General features: G+C 65.5%; 17 protein-coding genes and 2 tRNA genes. 10 read left to right on the forward strand and 9 right to left on the reverse strand.

The genetic code is table 11. The features are described 5' to 3' along the window. Nucleotides 1–43: 43 nt before the first annotated feature. Complete coding sequence (locus tag OTER_RS22695) at nucleotides 44–394, forward strand: helix-turn-helix domain-containing protein (protein ID WP_012377285.1); 351 nt, start codon at nucleotides 44–46, stop codon at nucleotides 392–394. Nucleotides 395–853: 459 nt separating this feature from the next. On the opposite strand, the gene OTER_RS22700 is transcribed toward OTER_RS22695, so the two are convergent. Next, nucleotides 854–930, reverse strand: a tRNA-Met gene (locus tag OTER_RS22700). A 202-nt stretch (nucleotides 931–1,132) separates the two neighbouring features. Here OTER_RS22700 and rpsB point away from each other — a divergent pair. The 3 genes from rpsB (at nucleotide 1,133) to OTER_RS22715 (ending at nucleotide 3,223) form a co-directional block, all read left to right on the forward strand. After that, nucleotides 1,133–2,041 (forward strand): 30S ribosomal protein S2, encoded by a 909-nt coding sequence (gene rpsB / locus OTER_RS22705; protein ID WP_012377286.1) that lies wholly within the window; start codon nucleotides 1,133–1,135, stop codon nucleotides 2,039–2,041. 22 nt (nucleotides 2,042–2,063) lie between these two features. Then, on the forward strand, nucleotides 2,064–2,657 hold the full coding sequence (gene tsf, locus OTER_RS22710) for a translation elongation factor Ts (protein WP_044891971.1): 594 nt from the start codon (nucleotides 2,064–2,066) through the stop codon (nucleotides 2,655–2,657). A gap of 152 nt (nucleotides 2,658–2,809) precedes the next feature. Further along, nucleotides 2,810–3,223 carry a DUF983 domain-containing protein gene (locus OTER_RS22715; protein ID WP_012377288.1) on the forward strand — a complete coding sequence of 138 codons (414 nt, stop codon included), beginning with the start codon at nucleotides 2,810–2,812 and terminating at the stop codon, nucleotides 3,221–3,223. Between the two features lie 43 nt (nucleotides 3,224–3,266). Here the strand turns inward: OTER_RS22715 and OTER_RS26805 are convergent, their stop codons facing one another. The 5 genes from OTER_RS26805 to pncA form a co-directional block, all read right to left on the reverse strand. Beyond that, nucleotides 3,267–4,832, reverse strand: a complete 1,566-nt coding sequence (locus OTER_RS26805; RefSeq protein ID WP_012377289.1) for a methyl-accepting chemotaxis protein — start codon at nucleotides 4,830–4,832, stop codon at nucleotides 3,267–3,269. Continuing rightward, nucleotides 4,829–5,239, reverse strand: coding sequence for a substrate-binding domain-containing protein (locus tag OTER_RS26365; protein ID WP_012377290.1), 411 nt, complete (start codon nucleotides 5,237–5,239; stop codon nucleotides 4,829–4,831). The genes OTER_RS26805 and OTER_RS26365 overlap by 4 nt, the downstream gene beginning before the upstream one ends. A 16-nt stretch (nucleotides 5,240–5,255) precedes the next feature. Next, nucleotides 5,256–6,539 carry a porin family protein gene (locus tag OTER_RS22730; RefSeq protein ID WP_012377291.1) on the reverse strand — a complete coding sequence of 428 codons (1,284 nt, stop codon included), beginning with the start codon at nucleotides 6,537–6,539 and terminating at the stop codon, nucleotides 5,256–5,258. A gap of 344 nt (nucleotides 6,540–6,883) precedes the next feature. Continuing rightward, nucleotides 6,884–6,973 (reverse strand) — tRNA-Ser (locus OTER_RS22735). A gap of 248 nt (nucleotides 6,974–7,221) precedes the next feature. Continuing rightward, entirely contained in the window at nucleotides 7,222–7,842 is a 621-nt protein-coding gene (gene pncA, locus OTER_RS22740; RefSeq protein ID WP_012377292.1) for a bifunctional nicotinamidase/pyrazinamidase, read from the reverse strand. Nucleotides 7,843–7,945: 103 nt separating this feature from the next. On the opposite strand from pncA, the gene OTER_RS22745 reads away from it, so the two are divergent. Together OTER_RS22745 and hypD are read left to right on the forward strand one after the other, a co-directional pair. Then, nucleotides 7,946–8,218, forward strand: a complete 273-nt coding sequence (locus OTER_RS22745) for a HypC/HybG/HupF family hydrogenase formation chaperone (RefSeq protein WP_237702418.1) — start codon at nucleotides 7,946–7,948, stop codon at nucleotides 8,216–8,218. Continuing rightward, nucleotides 8,215–9,309, forward strand: coding sequence for a hydrogenase formation protein HypD (gene hypD / locus OTER_RS22750; RefSeq protein WP_012377294.1), 1,095 nt, complete (start codon nucleotides 8,215–8,217; stop codon nucleotides 9,307–9,309). The genes OTER_RS22745 and hypD overlap by 4 nt, the downstream gene beginning before the upstream one ends. A 48-nt stretch (nucleotides 9,310–9,357) precedes the next feature. Here the strand turns inward: hypD and hypE are convergent, their stop codons facing one another. Together hypE and OTER_RS22760 are read right to left on the reverse strand one after the other, a co-directional pair. Then, nucleotides 9,358–10,371, reverse strand: coding sequence for a hydrogenase expression/formation protein HypE (gene hypE, locus OTER_RS22755; protein ID WP_012377295.1), 1,014 nt, complete (start codon nucleotides 10,369–10,371; stop codon nucleotides 9,358–9,360). A gap of 109 nt (nucleotides 10,372–10,480) precedes the next feature. Further along, a complete protein-coding gene (locus OTER_RS22760) occupies nucleotides 10,481–11,167 on the reverse strand; it encodes a sulfite exporter TauE/SafE family protein (RefSeq protein WP_237702419.1) in 687 nt (228 codons plus the stop codon). Between the two features lie 182 nt (nucleotides 11,168–11,349). Between OTER_RS22760 and hypA the strand changes: the two genes are divergently transcribed. The 3 genes from hypA to hypF are packed head-to-tail and all read left to right on the forward strand — an operon-like array spanning nucleotide 11,350 to nucleotide 14,857. Further along, on the forward strand, nucleotides 11,350–11,694 hold the full coding sequence (gene hypA / locus OTER_RS25500) for a hydrogenase maturation nickel metallochaperone HypA (RefSeq protein WP_012377297.1): 345 nt from the start codon (nucleotides 11,350–11,352) through the stop codon (nucleotides 11,692–11,694). A gap of 5 nt (nucleotides 11,695–11,699) precedes the next feature. Beyond that, a complete protein-coding gene (gene hypB, locus OTER_RS22770) occupies nucleotides 11,700–12,455 on the forward strand; it encodes a hydrogenase nickel incorporation protein HypB (RefSeq protein ID WP_012377298.1) in 756 nt (251 codons plus the stop codon). Further along, nucleotides 12,452–14,857, forward strand: a complete 2,406-nt coding sequence (hypF, locus tag OTER_RS22775; protein ID WP_202796013.1) for a carbamoyltransferase HypF — start codon at nucleotides 12,452–12,454, stop codon at nucleotides 14,855–14,857. Before hypB ends, hypF begins: the two co-directional genes overlap by 4 nt. 24 nt (nucleotides 14,858–14,881) lie before the next feature. Here the strand turns inward: hypF and OTER_RS22780 are convergent, their stop codons facing one another. Continuing rightward, the gene (locus OTER_RS22780) at nucleotides 14,882–15,838 is read right to left on the reverse strand and encodes a cellulase family glycosylhydrolase (protein ID WP_158305517.1); all 957 of its coding nucleotides are present in this window, start codon (nucleotides 15,836–15,838) and stop codon (nucleotides 14,882–14,884) included. A 132-nt stretch (nucleotides 15,839–15,970) separates the two neighbouring features. Here OTER_RS22780 and OTER_RS22785 point away from each other — a divergent pair, with 132 nt between their 5' ends. Beyond that, complete coding sequence (locus OTER_RS22785; RefSeq protein ID WP_012377301.1) at nucleotides 15,971–17,239, forward strand: alpha/beta hydrolase; 1,269 nt, start codon at nucleotides 15,971–15,973, stop codon at nucleotides 17,237–17,239. Nucleotides 17,240–17,315: the final 76 nt, after the last annotated feature.

Raw genomic sequence — 17,315 nt, forward strand, 5'->3', positions numbered from 1 at the left:
CAGACTTGCTGAGATCGCCACGACCACAAATTTCAGCTCCATCATGAATACGACAAGCCGCGCGATTCTACAGACGGTGCTGGCAACCGATACCGCGCTTGCTCTGGTTGAGCGGAATGCGATTCAGCAGCTCGTCGATGGACGGATTGAGGAGCCCGCTACCCGTAGGCCGATGGGAGAGCGCCTTCTCTTAACACAAAAGAACGTGGCGACGCTTCTAAGCGTGAGCCGGGTGACGGTGTGGCGGCTTACGAAGGAGAGCGTGCTGCATCCCGTGGAAATTATGCCAGGCACATGGCGCTATCCCTTGGACGAAGTGGAAAATCTTTCGCGTTCTGGTTGGAAAAGCGATCAACGGGCGCCGGTCGACATTCCGCAGCGTTTGTCAGCCTGATGAGCGATCACGGATCAATGCGGGCCAACACCACTCCTGTGGCCGCAAGCAGTCGAAGTTTTTCGCGAAGCAGTTGCGGCAGGTAGCGATTTTGCCTCGGCCCCTTCGCGTTCTTGGGCGAGCACGTGCTAGGAGGTTCGCAACGTTTCAAGGTGCGGCGGAAACCGTAGAGAAGTCTTGGATCAACGTCCGCTACGGCATCTGCTTGAAGAACGGCACAGGAGCGGATTCTTCCCGTGTCCCAAGCTACACACGGCTGCTGCCGTCCCGCAGGGTGCCAAGAGGAGAAAAAGCGTTTGCGCCGCTCCGAAATCGAGAAAAGGTGGGTCCTGAATTGGGGCCAACGTTTCACAAAACGTCTGGAAGTTACCCCGAGTTAACCAAACCAATGCGGTCAGTCGCAAATCACGTAACCCACTCAACAAGAAACCCTCCGAAGTGTTTCGGAGGGTTTCAAATTGGGTGCAGGGGTTGGATTTGAACCAACGACCTTCAGGTTATGAGCCTGACGAGCTACCAGGCTGCTCCACCCTGCAACAAAGGGACGCGGAACGTGCTACCCCCATTTTTGAGTGTCAACCCCGTTTTCCGCAAAAAGCCCACTTCGCGCTTGCCTCCCCTTCCCGCGACCTGTGTTTTCGACCGCTCCGTCAGTTAGCAACTCAAACCAACCAACCTCCTCAGGATCGCAAGGCGGCCCATTGGCCGACCTGTGTTTTTTGAGAAAACATAGATCACATGAACGTCACTCCCAAAGACCTGCTCGATGCCGGCGTGCATTTCGGGCACCAAACCAAGCGCTGGAATCCCCGCTCGAAGCCGTTCGTCTTCGATCATCGTCAGGGCATCAGCATCATCGACCTGGGCAAGACCCACGCCGCGCTCGAGAAGGCCTGCACTTTCCTCGAGGACACCGTCGGCAACGGCGGCAACGTGCTGTTCGTCGGCACCAAGCGCCAGGCCAAGGACATCATCCGCGAGGCCGCGACCTCGACCAACATGCCTTTCTGCGTGGACCGCTGGCTCGGTGGCACGCTGACCAATTACGAAACCGTGAAGCGTTCCATCGCGAAGTACAAAAAGTACCAGCAGATGGAGACCAGCGGTGATATGAACAAGCTGGCGTCCAAGGAAGTCGCCGCGATCAAGCGCGAGATGGTGCGCATGCAGAAGAATTTCTCCGGCATCGTCGACATGCCCGGTCTGCCGACCGCGATGTTCGTGGTCGACGTGAACCACGAAAAGATCGCCGTCGCCGAGGCCGCCCGCAGCGGCATCCCGTGCGTCGGCATCTGCGACACCAACTCCGATCCGTCCACGCTCTCGCACCCGATCCCGGGCAACGACGACGCGGTGAAATCGATCCGCATCATCGTCGAGGCGATCGTGGCTGCCGTGCAGAACGGCCTCTCGCAACGTGACGCGCGTCGCGCGGCCCGGGGCGCCGCCGACCTGAAAGCCGCCGCCGCCGCCGCTGCGGGTATCACCGGCGAAACCGCCGCCACGCCCGAGGTCGACCTCTCGAAGGTCGAGCTTCCGGCCGATGTCGCCGCGGTCGTCGAGGGCGAGGGCGAGAGCGAAGCCGAGCCCGTGGTCGCCAAGAAGAAGCCGGTGCGTGCCAAGCGTCCCGCCGTCAAAGCCGAGTAACCAGCCGCCAACCCAGTTTCCAATGTCTGCCACGATTACTGCTCAAATGGTCAACGACCTGCGCCTCTCAACCGGCGCCGGCCTGTTGGACTGCAAGAAAGCCCTCACCGAGGCCAATGGTAACGTCGAGGAGGCGACCACGATTCTGCGCAAGAAGGGCGCCGCCACCGCCGCCAAGAAGGCCGACCGGGCCACGAACCAGGGGTTGATCGAGAGCTACATTCACGTCGGCGGCAAAGTCGGCGTGATGATTGAAGTAAACTGCGAGACCGACTTCGTCGCTCGCAACGAGGACTTCAAGACGTTCTGCCGCGACCTTTGCCTGCAGATCGCCGCGGCCAATCCGCTCTACATCAGCCGCGACCAGGTGCCCGAGGCGGAGCTCGCCAAGGAGCGCGAGATCGCCACGGCGCAGGTGCAGGGCAAGCCCCCGGCGGCGATCCAGAAGATCGTCGAGGGCAAGCTCGAGAAATATTACTCGACGATCTGCCTGCTCGATCAGCCGTTCGTGAAGCTGCCCGAGAAGACGGTGAAGGAGATCCTGACCGAGAAGGTCGCGAAGATCGGCGAGAACATCCAGGTCCGCCGGTTCACGCGTTATCAACTCGGCGCCTGACCCTTTCGGTTTGTTCGCTTAGCCATCCAAAGCGCCTCGCCTCGTCGAGGCGCTTTTTTCGTGCGGGCTCGGGCGTATCGGTCGCGCTCGTGCGTCACCCTCGTGTTCCGATTCGCTTCGCGCGGCCGCTGCCCTCACCTTACGTCGCCATCATGAAAGTCACTCGTATCCAGATCGTCGCCCGCGGACTCACGAACCGCTGCCCCAACTGTGGCGACCACACGTTGTTCGTGCCCGGAAAGCTGTTCACGCTGAACCCGAGCTGCCCGACCTGCGGGCTGCGGTTCGATCGCGACAACGATGAGGGGTTCTTTCTCGGTTCCCTGGCACTGAACTATGGGGTGACCGTCATCGGCTTTTTGCTCCCTGTCGGCTTGCTGGCCTATGCGGGGGTCATCCCTGCGCGCGTCGCGATCGTGTTGGCGGTGATCGGCGCGCTCGTCGTTCCCGCCCTGCTCTATCGCTCGTCGCGCAGCTGGTTCCTGATGAACTACTACATCTTTCTTCCGCAGCATTTGCCGGCCAACGGCGCCCAAATTCGCCCGGGAGAAGACGCGAACGTCTGAGGCGCCTGGCCGCGCGTTGCGGCCAGACGATTCCCGGAAAAGTTCAGCCGTGCGCCGCCGTCGCCGCGACGTGGCGGTCATGCACCGCGGAGGAAGCAAGCGATTCGTTCCGCGCTTCGATCGGATCTTCGCTGCGCCTGACCGCTTTCTCGTTCGCCGCATGTTTGCCGCGCGCGAGGCCTTCGAGCGAACCGACCGCGCCGTGCAACCGGCTCGTGTGCCCGCCGAGCTCGCCTGCGGCCGCCGACGTTTCTTCCGCCAGCGCGGCGTTCTTCTGCGTCAGCTGGTCGAGTTCCGCCACCGACTTCGAAACCTGGCCGATGCCCTGCTCGAGTTCGTGCGACGCCCCCGCGATCTGCGCGACCAACTCGTCGACCTCGCGCACCCGCGCGTTGATGTCGGAGAGATGCTCTGCCACCGCGGTGTTCAAGCGCGCACCCTGCTCGCTGCGCTCGCGCGACTGCTCGAGCTTGCTGGAGGTTTGCCGCGCCGCCTCCGCGCTGCGTTGCGCCAGATTGCGGACCTCGTCGGCCACGACGGAAAATCCCAGCCCCGCTTCACCGGCGCGCGCGGCCTCGATCGCCGCGTTCAACGCGAGAATGTTCGTTTGGAAGGCGATCTCATCGATCGTCTTCATGATCTCGGCGACCTCGTGACTCGAGGATTTGATCGCCGACATGGCCGTGCTCAGCTCCTCCATCCGCGAAGCTCCCGCGTCCGCCGCGCCCCGGGCCCGACCGGCGAGTTCCTTCGCACGTTGCGCATGCGTGGCGTTGTTGCGCGTGATGCTGTTCATCTCTTCCAGCGCCGCCGCGCTTCGTTCCAAGGACGCGGCCGATTCCGACGACCCCTGCGCCAGCGCCTGACTGGCGTCGTTCAACTGGCCCGCTGCCGCGCTGACCGCCTCGGCGCCCGCGCCGACATCCGCCGAAACGTGAAGCAACGGCCGCACGATCGTCCGCCGCACCATCCAGCGCGCGCCCACCGCCCCGACGGCGAGCACGCCGACAAACAAGCCCAGTGTCGCCTGCCGCTGCCGTTGGGCCGCGCGTTCGTTGTCACGCAGGATCTCGTGCAGCGCCTCCGTGTGCGCCTTGCTCGCGGCGGACACCGCCTGCCGGCCGTTTTCTGTCCTCTGCCGCAAATCGGTCAGCGCCGCCTGCACGTCCGCGTCGCCCAATCCTTTCGCCGCGACAAGATCAAACACCGGACTCGCGTGCTCGGCGTAGGCCTTGACCGCCCCGCGCGCGGCGGTGAGTTCCGCCCGTGCCGTGCCCCGCTGCTCGATGCCGGCGAACAGCTCGAGCGTCCGCTGCAGTTGCGCGCGCATCGTTTCCAGCGGCGTGTTGTCCCCGGTCAGCATGGCGTCTTCATGCGCCTTCACCGCCGCTTCATACGCAAAGACCGCGGCCTCGCTGTCGAGGGCGGAGGGCACTGCGACCGTCGCCAGCCGGGCCAAGCTGCGCTCCTCGCGCAGGCCCACCACCACATCCACAACCACCGTTGCCCCGTAGGCCAAGGCCAGCAGGCCCAGCAGCACCGCAATCTTCGACTCGAGGCTGGAGCCGCCCACACCCGAACCGGGCAAAGACGTGTCGTCGGTCTTCATTTGACCTCCAAAAGTTTGACCTTGTCGGTGACGCTCGCCGCCGCCAGGTAGCCGAACGCCCCCGGCGTGGAGGCGACGAATGCGATCACCTCCGCATCGTTCTTCGCCGCCGCCGGCATCGTGCCTTTGCCGGTGAAAACCTGTTTTTTCCAGTATTTGTCGAACTGATCCGGCGAGCGCTGCGCGTATTGCTGGATCACTTTGGCGTGCACGGCACCGTCGGTTTGGACGACCAGCCGCAACGGTCCGCTGCTCCATTTGGTCTTCGTGCCAAGCAGGATGTTTTTGATATCGGCCGCAGAGACCGCACTCTCCGCCACGGCCGGATGGACGACGAATGCCACCTCCTGGCCGCGGGCGATTCCCAAGCTCGCGGCGAGCGCCAGCATAAGCAGGAGCGTTTTCATCGCGGGAAACGGCGGCTCAGAAGCTGATCGTGGTCTTCAGCACCACGTACGTCCAATTGGACTTCCATTGCGCGATCGCCGGATTGTAGCGGCCGCTGAGCAGTGCCGTGCCGTCAATGGCGTGCGCTTGGAGCTTCACCAGCCACCAATCGGTGAGGTTGTAGCTCACGGCCGCGCACGTCTCTTTCGTCCATGCGTGATGCGCCGGAGTCGCGCTATAAGAGCGTCCGCGCCGGTCGTGCGTGTTCGCGTAGCCTTCCTCGTAGAACGCCGCCAGCTGCCACTTCGCCGCCGCCTGCCAGGTGGCCATCACATAGAAATTGTCCATGCGGTTGCTGTAGGAGCCGGGCCCGAGTACCGGCAGATTGGATTCCGAATGCACGGTGGTCGTGCGGTATTCGCCCGCGAACACCCAGTCGCCCCGCGTATACTCCGCAGAATAGACGTAATGCGTCACCGCATCCTGTTTCATGATGGCCGGACGGCCGGCGATCACGTTGTCCCACATGCCCGGCGGAAACCGCGTCGGCATCAGCCGGACGTCGCCCGCCGCCATCGCCAGGCTCGCCGCCGAGCGCATCGCAGCCGCAAGTTCTGTCCCGGTCGTTCGGGCCACGGACCCGCCAATTTTCAAGCCACTCAAAGGCGTGTTCCAATAAACCGACCCGGCGAACAGGCGGCCCAAGTCTTCAACCTCCGTCACGGTGGCAGGCGCGGAGTCATTCATCACTAGCAGCCAGGGATCCTCGGCGCGATACTTCGCCGGCATGCCGCCGTACACGTGGTAGTCCAGCGATCCCGCCCCCGACAGGGCGATAGAGCCATAAATCGCCGCGCCGTCATAGGAGGCGCCGTTGGTGCGCATCGTCTTTGGATAGGCGTTGAGCGGCAGCAGCGCCAGCGGCCGAATGATGTCGATGTCCTGCGTGTCGCCGTAGAGCCCGACCGCCTGCTTGCCGCGACCCAGCCGAAGACCAAAGGCTTCGTTGAACGAATAGTCGAACTGGGCGAAATCGACGGTCAGGTCGCGAAAATCGTCGAGCCGGTAGCCATAAATCTGCGCGCCAAAACGAATCCCGTTCGCGAACCGGTGCGTGCCGTTCAGCGTCACTTCGTTGCTGAACATGTCGAGCGTGTCCTTGGTGTCGCCGAGATAGTTGTAGCGGTCGGAGTATCCGGCGGTCGCGCTGACTGCGCCATGGATTTCGAGGGCCGGCGAACCGACCGCGATGGCTGCGGAGAAGAGCGATAGCGCCACACCGATGACCGGGGCGTAAGAGCAACCTTGCTTCAAGTTCATGCGGCGGTGTATCGCCCGCACTACACGTGACTTAAGAACCCCCACTCAAAATAGGTGAAACCGCCCAGGTCAATTTTTGCTTCGCAAAGGAGTATTCCTTAACGTTTTAGAGCGAGGCACCAAAACCGTCTCGGCAATTTCTGCGGGTACCGCCCAAGGCTGCACAACGTTCTGGAAAATCGGTAGTACGCAAAATCACGTTCGGTCTACGTTGAGTCGGCCCAACCGCTTGGCGACGACCGCTGCCGGGCAACTGGCGGGGCCGCACACCGCCGATTCGCGCGAGTACAACAAGGGCTAGTCGTAACTGTGGCTGGCCCGCCGGCCGTAGGCTCGGCGGAAGCTGGCGGAGAGGGTGGGATTCGAACCCACGGTACCGTTTCCGGTACGCCTGATTTCGAGTCAGGTACGATAGACCACTCTGTCACCTCTCCGGGTGCACCGACCCTTTTGACGCAAGTGCTTCAAAGGGCAAGGGGCCGAAACGTAGGGAGCGGCTCCGAAAACGGAAGTCGAAACTTCGCTCCCGGTCGCAAAGGACGCGCCTCACTTTTCCGACACCGGCGGGCCGGCCATTCCGCGCGACGCAGGAGTCTCGTCCGCGGGTTTGCAGGAACCTCGCCCCGCCCTCGCCGAACCGCTCCGGCTCTTCCGAATCGTTCCCGGTTTTCTGCTGCGGGGCTTAGCCAGCACTGTAGCGGTTCACCACCGCGACGCCGTCTTCCCGGAGCGCGACGATCGCGCGCTCGTCGTCGCCGGGCTGCACGTTCACCGCGCGACAACCGTTCGCGATCACCTCCACCTCGAACCCGAGTTGGCGCGCATCGAGCGCGGTGAACTTCACGCAGTAATCCAACGCCAGCCCGAGCACGGCGACGTGAGTCACACCCCGCTCGCGGAGGTAGTCGCCCAGGCCGGTGGACTTGCGGTGGCCGTTGTCGAAAAAGCCGCTGTAGCTGTCGATCCGCGGATCCGTGCCTTTTCGAAACACCCGCTCGAGGCCATGCACATCCAGCCCTGGCGCCAACTCCGCGCCCGCGGTGTCCTGCACGCAGTGTACCGGCCAGAGCACCTGTTCCAATCCGTCGAGCAGGATCACCTCGCCCACCCGCCGGCCCGGATGATTCGCCGCAAAACTGCCATGCTCGCGCGGATGCCAGTCCTGCGTCGCCACGACGCAGGCGAAGTCGCCCGATCCGATCGCGCGGTTCGCCACCGCCAGCACCGCATCGCCATCCGGTACCGGCAACGCGCCCGTGGGTAGAAAATCGTTTTGGAGATCGACGAGAATAAGCGCACGCATGGTGCTCCCGTCCGGTTCGTCGGGTTTTGGTTCCCCGCGCCACCGGCTTTGCTGTTGCCCGAAACGGCGCGGCACGCAGACTGCCGCTGTCATGTGTCTCGCCGTGCCGGGTCGAATCCTCGCGATCTCCGGAGCTGATTTCTTCCGCACCGCGCGCGTGGATTTCGGTGGAATCGTCAAGGAAGTGAACCTGGCCTGCGTGCCGGAAGCTCGCCTCGACGATTACGTGCTCGTCCACGTCGGTGTCGCGCTCAGCGTCATCGACGAACGCGAGGCCGCAGAGGTGTTTTCCTACCTCAAACAAATGGAGGAGCTCGCGGAGTTGGCGCCGCCGCCGCCGGTCGACTCTTCGCCCCCTGCTACGCCTCCGTCGTGAAATTCGTTGACGAGTATCGCGACGCTCCCGCCGCACACCAACTCGCCGACGCGATCGCGCGGCGCGTGACACGTCCGTGGACGCTGATGGAAATCTGCGGGGGTCAAACCCACAGCATCCTCAAATTTGGAATCGATGAACTGCTGCCGCGCGCGGTGACGCTCGTGCACGGACCGGGCTGCCCCGTGTGCGTCACTCCGGTGGAATTGATCGACGCAGCGATCGCTCTCGCCGGCCGTCCCGGCGTCGTCCTGTGCTCCTTCGGCGACATGCTGCGCGTGCCCGGCTCGGGGTCGGACCTGCTCACCGCCCGCGCGCGCGGGGCCGAGGTGCGCACCGTGTATTCGCCGCTCGATGCGGTGGCGCTGGCGCAGCGCGAACCCGCGCGCGAAGTGGTGTTCTTCGCGGTCGGCTTCGAAACCACGGCGCCGGCCAACGCCATGGCCGTTCTGCAAGCGCACCGCCTCAAGCTGCGAAACTTCTCACTGCTGATTTCGCACGTGCTGGTGCCGCCCGCGATTGCCGCGATTTTATCCGCGCCCGACAATTGCGTGCAGGGATTTCTCGCCGCCGGTCATGTGTGCACGGTGATGGGTTTGGAAGAATATCATCCCCTTGCGGCGCAGTTCCACGTGCCGATCGTCGCCACGGGTTTTGAACCGGTGGACATTCTGCGCGGGGTGCTCGATTGCATCGAGCAACTCGAGAGCGGCCGCGCCGAAGTGACCAACGCCTACGGTCGCGTCGTCCGTGAGGCCGGCAACCCGCACGCCCAAGCAGTCATGCGCGAGGTCTTCATACCCTGCGATCGCAACTGGCGCGGGCTCGGGGTGATTCCGCACAGCGGGCTCACACTCCGCGAGGAGTTCGCGTCGTTCGACGCGCTGCGGCGCTTCGATCTCGCCGCGGTAGCCACGGCCACCGCAGGCGAATGCATCGCCGGCACGATTCTGCGCGGGCGCGCGAAGCCGCCGGCCTGCGCCGCATTCGGCACGCGCTGCACTCCTGAGCATCCACTCGGCGCCCCGATGGTTTCCAGCGAGGGCGCCTGCGCGGCGTATTATCGCTACCGCGCGCGTAGCTCACCGTAACGGCTAGTCCGCGGGCTGGCAGATGTCTCCGCCACTTCGCGTATTCGCTCAGCAGATCCGCGGCAGCTGTTCGCCGCTGAGGCGATCCAGCACGCGCTCGACGCCGAGCACCGAGCGTAGCGTCACCTGGCCGGCCGGACCGCCGCTCACGCGTCCGATGCTGACCACCGGGCCGCCCGGTGCGGTGCGCGCGAGGAGGCTCTGCGCCGCGTCCGCCTGGACCGCCGGCATGAACGCGACGCAGCGACCCTCGTTGGCCACGTAAAATGAGTCGAGCCCGAGCAGTTCGCACGCGCCCCGCACCGGCTCTGTGACCGCGACCTTCGCCTCGTCGATCGCGATGCCGCACCGCGCCGATTCCGCGATCTCGATCAGCGCCGTTGCCAAGCCGCCTCGCGTTAAATCCCGCAGACAGTGCACTTCGATGCCGCCGGCCAGCAGCGCCTCCACCGCCGGCCACAGCGGCGCACAGTCGCTCACGATCGGCGATTCGAATGCGAGTCCCTCCCGCTGCGCGAGAATCGCCATGCCGTGCCGGCCGATGTCTCCGCTCAACACCACGGCGTCGCCGGGTCGCACGGCGGCCGGCCCGATGGTGCCCGGTTGTTCGATCCAGCCGATTCCGGCGGTGTTGATGTAAACCCCGTCTCCCTTTCCGCGCTCCACCACTTTCGTGTCGCCCGTCACGATCTCGACGTTCGCCGCCCGCGCGGCGTCGGCCATCGAACGCACCACGCGCTCGAGCGTTTCCATCGGCAATCCCTCCTCCAACACGAATCCCGCGCTCAGCCAGCGCGGCCGCGCGCCGCACATCGCCAAATCGTTGACCGTGCCGGTCACGGCCAGCGCTCCAATATCCCCGCCTGGGAAGAACAGCGGCTTCACCACGTGCGTGTCGGTCGTGAACGCGAGCCGCACGCCGGCCGGCACATTCAACACCGCGCCATCGTGCCGCGCGTCCAGCGCAGGGTTGCGGAACGCCGGACCGAACACCCGCTCGATCAGCTGCTGCGTGAGCCGGCCGCCGCCCCCATGCGCAAGCGTGATCTCGGCGTGCGCCATCAGCGGTGCGGGGCAACTCAATCCGATCGGATTCGGCAGGGGCTCGGACACGACGAGAGCAGCTTGGCGGATTCGCCGCCCTCGACAAGCCTCGCCGCCGACGGCCGCCTCACAACCCAAACGCCGCCATTGCCCCGCCCGTGAGCAGCAGCGTGAGTCCGGCCAGCGCGTGCGTATAGCGCTCCGCGACACCCAGCCGGATCCGCTGCACGCCGTAAAGCCCGAGCAGCACGGCGCCGAGCATGGCGAGCAATGTCATCGTGCCGAACACGACCGAAACCAGCGCCACACCCAACCAGTCCCGTTCCGCCGCCGGCACCATCACCAGCGGGATCATCGGTTCACACGGTCCGAACACGAAAATCGCGAATAACACCCACGGCGTGATCGATCGCGCTCGTCCAGTCCCGTCCTCCACCTGCGCGCCAGCGTGGACATGGATGTGCTCACCTTCGTGGGAATGCGCGTGCCGATGCAATCCGGTCTGCGTGTGCCAATGCGCATGATCGTGCGACTGACCTCGTGCGGCGCGGCGCAATCCCCAGGCAAAGTAAATCGCACCAAACGCGATCAAGCCCCAGGTCGCCACGCTTCCACGCACCGACTCGATGTGCGCCACGCGCTGCAGTTCCACCCCGAACCATGCGGCCACGATTCCAAGGCCGATCGAGCTGGTGAGGTGCCCGAGGCCGCACGCGAGCGTGATCCAGCTCGTCCGCTGCCAGCTCCAGTTTCTCGCCCGTGCCATCGCCACAAACGGCACGTAATGGTCCGGCCCCGCCAGCGTATGAATCACGGCGACCGCCACGCAACTGGAGCATAGCAATAGGGTTCCTGCGTCCATCGACCGGAGTTTTGCTGACGCCACGCCGCCGCAGGGGCGGCGACCACACGATGCACGCTGTTCGGCCGCGCTTTGTCAATCGAGGCCGCCGTTCGCTGGCTCGACACGGCCGATGGTCCGGCCAAGATCGCGCCATGCACGAGTTCGGCCTGGCCGAATCTGCCCTGCAGTCCGCGCTCGCCGCCGCGCGCGACGCCCACGCTGCCCAGGTGCTTCGCGTCGTCATCCGTATCGGCGAGCTGTCCGGGGTCGACGCAGAGTCCTTCCGTTTTGCCTTTGCGTCGATTCGTGCCGGCACACCCGCAAGCGAGGCCGAGTTGGAAATCGAAGCCGTGCCGGCAAAGGCTCGTTGCGGCGCCTGCGGCCGAGGCTTCAGTCCGGCCGATTCCGTTGACGGCGGTTGTCCGCATTGCGGCTCGCCACACGTAACGATCGCGGCCGGCCGCGAACTCGACTTGGTGCGACTCGAAGTTTCCTGAAAACCATGGCCACCGATCCCCGCCCCCCGCCCGCTGCGGCCGACGTGATCCACGTCGACGTGCGCGATCCCGCCGACGAACTCCCCGCACCGCCTGGTGATCCGGTGCCTGGGGTCGCGCGGACGCTCGATCTCAAGGTGAGACTGCTCGACGAGAACGACCGTCAGGCCTCAGCCAACCGCACGCTCCTCGGCAGCCGCGGCATTCGCGCCCTCAATTTCGTCTCGGCACCAGGCTCGGGCAAAACCACGTTGCTGCAGCGCACGCTCGCCGCGCTCGAATCCGAGATTCGCTGCGCCGTTCTCGTGGGCGATCTCGAGACCGACAACGACGCACGCCGACTCCGTCGCCCCGGTCTCCCGGTCGCACAGATCACCACTGGCAGCGCCTGTCACCTCGACGCGAGCATGATCGCGCGTGGACTCGCCGCCCTCCCACTCGAGGGCGTGCGGCTGCTGTTTATCGAGAACGTCGGCAACCTCGTGTGCCCCGCTTCCTTCGATCTCGGAGAAAACCGCCGCGTCGTGCTGCTGTCGTGCACCGAAGGGGAAGACAAGCCGCTGAAGTATCCGCCGATGTTCGCCAGCGCGCACGCTGTGCTGCTCACGAAAACCGATCTCGCCGCCGCCGCCGGATTCGATCTCGCCGCCGCACGTGCCGCGATTAAACGCGCTGCGCCTCAGGCGGCGATGTTCGAGCTGTCCGCACGCACCGGCGAAGGCTTCGACGCCTGGCTGGCTTATCTTCGCGCGCTGCTGTGAATGACCACGATGCAGGTGGCAAGGACGTCTCGTCCATGATCACGGGCGGGACGCCCGTGCCACACGCAGCGCGAGCCACCCGCTCTCCACCGGCGTCATCCGACGACGACGACCGGTTGTTGGAAATCACCGGCACGGTGCAGGGCATCGGGTTTCGCCCGTTTGTCGCGCGGCTGGCCAAAGAGCTGCGGATTCGCGGTTGGGTTCGCAACAATCCCCGCGGAGCCGCGCTGCGGATCGCTGGCGCTCCCGACCGCTTGGACGAGTTTCTCCTCCGGCTGCGTGCCGAACTGCCCGCCGCCGGGAAAATCGACTCACTGGAGCAACCTCCCGCGGGCGTCCGCGCCGACCTGCCCCCTTGTCCCGCCGCCGGCTTCGAGATCATCGCGAGTGCGACCACCGAACCGCCTACGTCGGCCGTCACGCCCGACCTGGCGATCTGCGCGGACTGTTTGGCCGAGCTCGGAAGTCCGCGCGATCGCCGCCACGGATATCCGTTTATCAACTGCACGCACTGCGGTCCACGCTACACGATTCTTCGTGCGCTGCCCTACGACCGACCGAACACGACGATGGCGGAGTTCGTGATGTGTCACGACTGCGCCCGCGAATACGGCGATCCGCGCAACCGTCGCCATCACGCGCAGCCGAACGCGTGTTCCGTTTGCGGACCGCACGTGACGCTGGAGGATCCCCCCGGAAAAAAACTCGCGGAGCGCGACGAGGCGATCGCAGCCGCGGCTGCATCCCTGCTGCACGGAAACATTGTCGCGGTGAAAGGCATCGGCGGATTTCATCTGCTGGCCGATGGCACCAACGAAACCGCGGTCGCAGAGCTGCGCCGCCGCAAGCATCGCGAGGAGAAACCGCTCGCCGTCATGTTTCCCTCGCTCGCCGCGGTCCGCGAAATGGCCGAGCTCAGCGAGGAGGAGGAGCGACAACTCACGTCGGCCGCCGCGCCGATCGTGCTGGTGCGCCGTCGGCCCGGCGCGGCGCTCGCCGTTTCGATCGCTCCCGGCAACCCGTGCGTTGGCGCGTTCCTGCCCTACACTCCGCTGCACAAGCTGCTACTCGACGCGTGTGCCCGGCCGCTGGTCGCCACCAGCGGCAACCTCGCCGAGGAGCCGCTCTGCACCGGGAACGTCGAAGCGCGCGAACGGCTCGGCCGGATCGCCGACCTGTTCCTCACGCACAACCGCGCCATCGCGCGACCGATCGACGACTCTGTCATCCGCGTGGCGCGCGATGGGCCGGTCCTGCTCCGCCGAGCGCGGGGCTTCGCGCCGACCCCCTTGCCCCTCCCCGCCGATTGCCGGTGCCGGCCGCCGCTACTGTGCGTGGGGGGAGAGCTGAAAAGCACCATCGCCGTGACCACGGACACCAACCTCGTGCTCAGTCCGCATATCGGCGACCTGGAAAGTCCGCTCGCGCGCGCGGCCTTTCGCCACACGATCGACCTGTTCCGCTCGCTGCACGAGCTCACCTTCCGCGCCGTCGGGTGCGACGCGCATCCCGATTACGCGTCGACGATTTTCGCGGAATCCCTGGGGCTGCCGGTGGTTCGCGTGCAGCATCATCTCGCGCACCTGCTGGCTTGTCTGCTGGAACACGGCGGCGGGCCAGAGCGCGTGCTTGGCGTGGCGTGGGACGGCACCGGCTACGGCAGCGACGGCACGATCTGGGGCGGCGAGTTCATCGTCGTCGATCGTCGCGCGCACACCGCGCGGCGCGTCGGTCACCTTCGCCCCTTTCGGCTGCCCGGCGGCGAGGCCGCAATTCGGGCGCCGTGGCGGACAGCGCTCGGTCTGCTCCACGCCCTCTCGCCTGATGCATCAACCGCGCTGAACACCCTGCCCAACACCCCAGAAGCGCAGCAAGTCCGCGCGCTGCTCGACGGCGGCCGGCACGCGCCGATCACGACCAGCGCCGGCCGGCTGTTTGACGGCGTGGCCGCGATGCTCGGGCTTCGCCAGCAAGTCACTTTCGAGGGACAGGCCGCGATGGACGTGGAAGCGATTGCTACCGATGCAGAGCCCAACATCACCGGCTGGCCGATGCCGATCGGGACATCCGAGCAAACCGGCCGGCTCGAGCTCGACTGGCGCCCGGCGCTGGCCGCGCTCACCCGCGAACTCGCGCACACGCCGGTGCCGACGCTGGCAGCGCGTTTTCACGCCACGCTCGCCGCAGGCATCGCCGCGCTGGCCGAGCGTGTCGGCATCGAGGACGTCGTACTGAGCGGCGGCTGTTTTCAAAACGTCCGGTTGCTCGAGCTCACCACCGCCGCGCTGCAGGCGAAAGGTTTTCGCGTGCTGCGACATCGCATGCTGCCGCCCAACGACGGCGGCATCGCCGCCGGTCAGGCCCTCGGCGCGTTGTGGGGGATCACGTCGGTCGAATGAACCGCCACCCGTGGGAGCCGCGGCTCATTTCCGCTTCGGTTCGCGCAGCTTCGAGTAGACCTGCCGGAAATAGGAGCTTGGGCTGAACCGCGTCGCCTGCGGTTTTTCGCTCCAGGTCGGCCGCACCATGTTCATGCCCTCGCCGTCGCCGTTCCACGCCCAGGCGAGCAGCGTCCATCCTTTCGCGCGGGCGTGATCCACCAGCGCCGACCAGTCGGCGCGACCTTTGCGGCGTCCGCCGAATTCGCCGACCAGCACCGGCCGGCCGCTCGCTTCGAGCGCGTCGAGATCAGCCGTCGTCATCCAATGCCGCGGCCCGTATTCAACCCACCCGCTCGCATAAATGTGCACCGAGAAAATGATGTTCGTGTCCTCGATCAGCGTTGCGGCCTCACGCGCGACGTGCGTCTCCTGCGCCCAGCCGGGGATGTCGACGACGATCGGGCCGTCGTAAACCTCGCGGACGAGCTTGATCGCTTGGTTGTAGGCATCGGCGAACGACTGCGGCCTCTGCTTGTGGCTGCCCCACTCGTTCATGAGATTGATCGTAAGCGGACCCGTCTCGCGCAACGCGCCGTAGTTTGCCCGCCACCATTTCGCCGCGTTCAAGAGTTCTTCGACGCTGTCGCTGCCGTTGAACCGCGCGTGATGGTAGGTGGCGATCACCCCATAACCCTGCGCCTGCGCCTCAGTGAGCCATCGCTTCGCGGTCCCAATCGGGATCGACGGCTCGATCTCGACCCGCACCGTCTGAATCCGCGGCTGGGCGCGCATCAATTTCCAGCCGAAGTCGACCTGACCAGCGTTGAAATACGACGGTTGCAGGTTCACCCCGTCGCCGAAGCCCAGCGTCGCCGCGTGCAGCCCCAGGCCAAGCAGCGCCACCGTTAACCCCACGCCGACGCGCACCACGCGCCACGCTCCGCCGGCAGGTGGAACGCCAGCCGGATCGCCGGAGGCACGAGGAATATGGGCGCACATGAGGGCACGAGGCAGTCCCACCGGCCGAACGCTGTCAACGACGCCCGAGCCGAAGATGCCTTTCATCTGAAGGGCGAACGGCTCGGGCGGGTTTAGGCGTAGCGCCTCCGGACGCATACTCCGCTTTTCCCCATGCACCCTCATCGTCGCCTGATCTGCTGGCTCATTTTGCTCGTTTCGCTCTGCACCACGCCGCTGCTCGCGGTGCCCTACACGCTCGCCGACACCGACCAGCGCGCGCTGCCAAGGTCGGCCAACGGCCGGGACTACCTGCTCTACATCGCGCTGCCTTCGAACTACGCGAGCGAGCCGACCCGGCGCTATCCGGTCGTCTACGTGCTCGACGGCTACTGGGATTTCTCGCTGATCTGCACGGTCACGGGCCTGTTACGAGTGGACGCCGCCGCGCCCGAAGTGATCGTCGTCGGCATTGGCTACGGTGGCACCAATCCCGACGTGAACACGCTGCGCGCGATCGACCTCACGCCGGGTGTGGATCCCTGGTTTGACTCGAGCGGCACGCGCTGTGGTCGCGCGGATGATTTTCTCAACGTCATCGCCAACGAGATCATTCCATTTGTAGAACGCGAATATCGCGCCGACCCCAGCTACCGCGTGCTCACCGGCACGTCCTTCGCCGGCCTGTTCTCCGCCTACGCCGCGGTGGAAAGACCTGGACTCTTCCAGGCTCATGTCGCCTGCAGCCCGTCGCTGTGGTGGCGCAGCAATTTCGTGCTCACCCGCGAGGCCGCGCTGTCGCTCACCCGCATGTCGATGCCGGTGCGGCTTTTCCTCAGCTACGCCAGCGAGGAAAGCTCGAGCATCATCGATTCCACGCGCGCGTTTTTTCGGCAGCTGCGACCGCGCACCTACGCCAATTTCGCCGTCGCCGTGCGCGAAGCAGAAGGCGAGCGACACTCGACCACCAAACCCGAAACCTACACGCGTGGGCTGCGCTTTGCGTTCGCACCGCTCGCCTCGCAACCTGCGAACGTGGCGGTCACCGAACGTTCCACGTTGGTGAACATCTCATCGCGTGGCTTCATCGGCACCGGTGACAACGTGATGATCGCGGGCTTCGTGATCGACGGGCTCGTGCCGAAACGCGTACTGGTGCGCGCGGGCGGACCGGCGCTTACCGGGTTGAACGTTCCTGGCGTGCTCGCCGATCCGCAGGTGCGCGTCTATTCCGGCCAGACCGTCGTCGCCGAAAACGACAACTGGTCCGACACCGGCGAGATGGAGCTGGCCGTCCGACAAACCGGAGCGTACGCGTTCACGCACGGCAGCCGTGACGCCGCCCTGATCGTGACGCTGACTCCCGGCGCTTACACGGCGATCGGCTCCGGCGTCGGCGGCACGACCGGCAACGCACTCGTCGAGGTCTACGAACTGCCGTAGCGCTCGACCGCCACGGCCGAGCGAGTCTAGAGCCGAGGCAGATACACACCCCCTATCCGACTCAACTCTCATCCCT

This window comes from Opitutus terrae PB90-1, assembly GCF_000019965.1.
Classification (GTDB): domain Bacteria; phylum Verrucomicrobiota; class Verrucomicrobiia; order Opitutales; family Opitutaceae; genus Opitutus; species Opitutus terrae.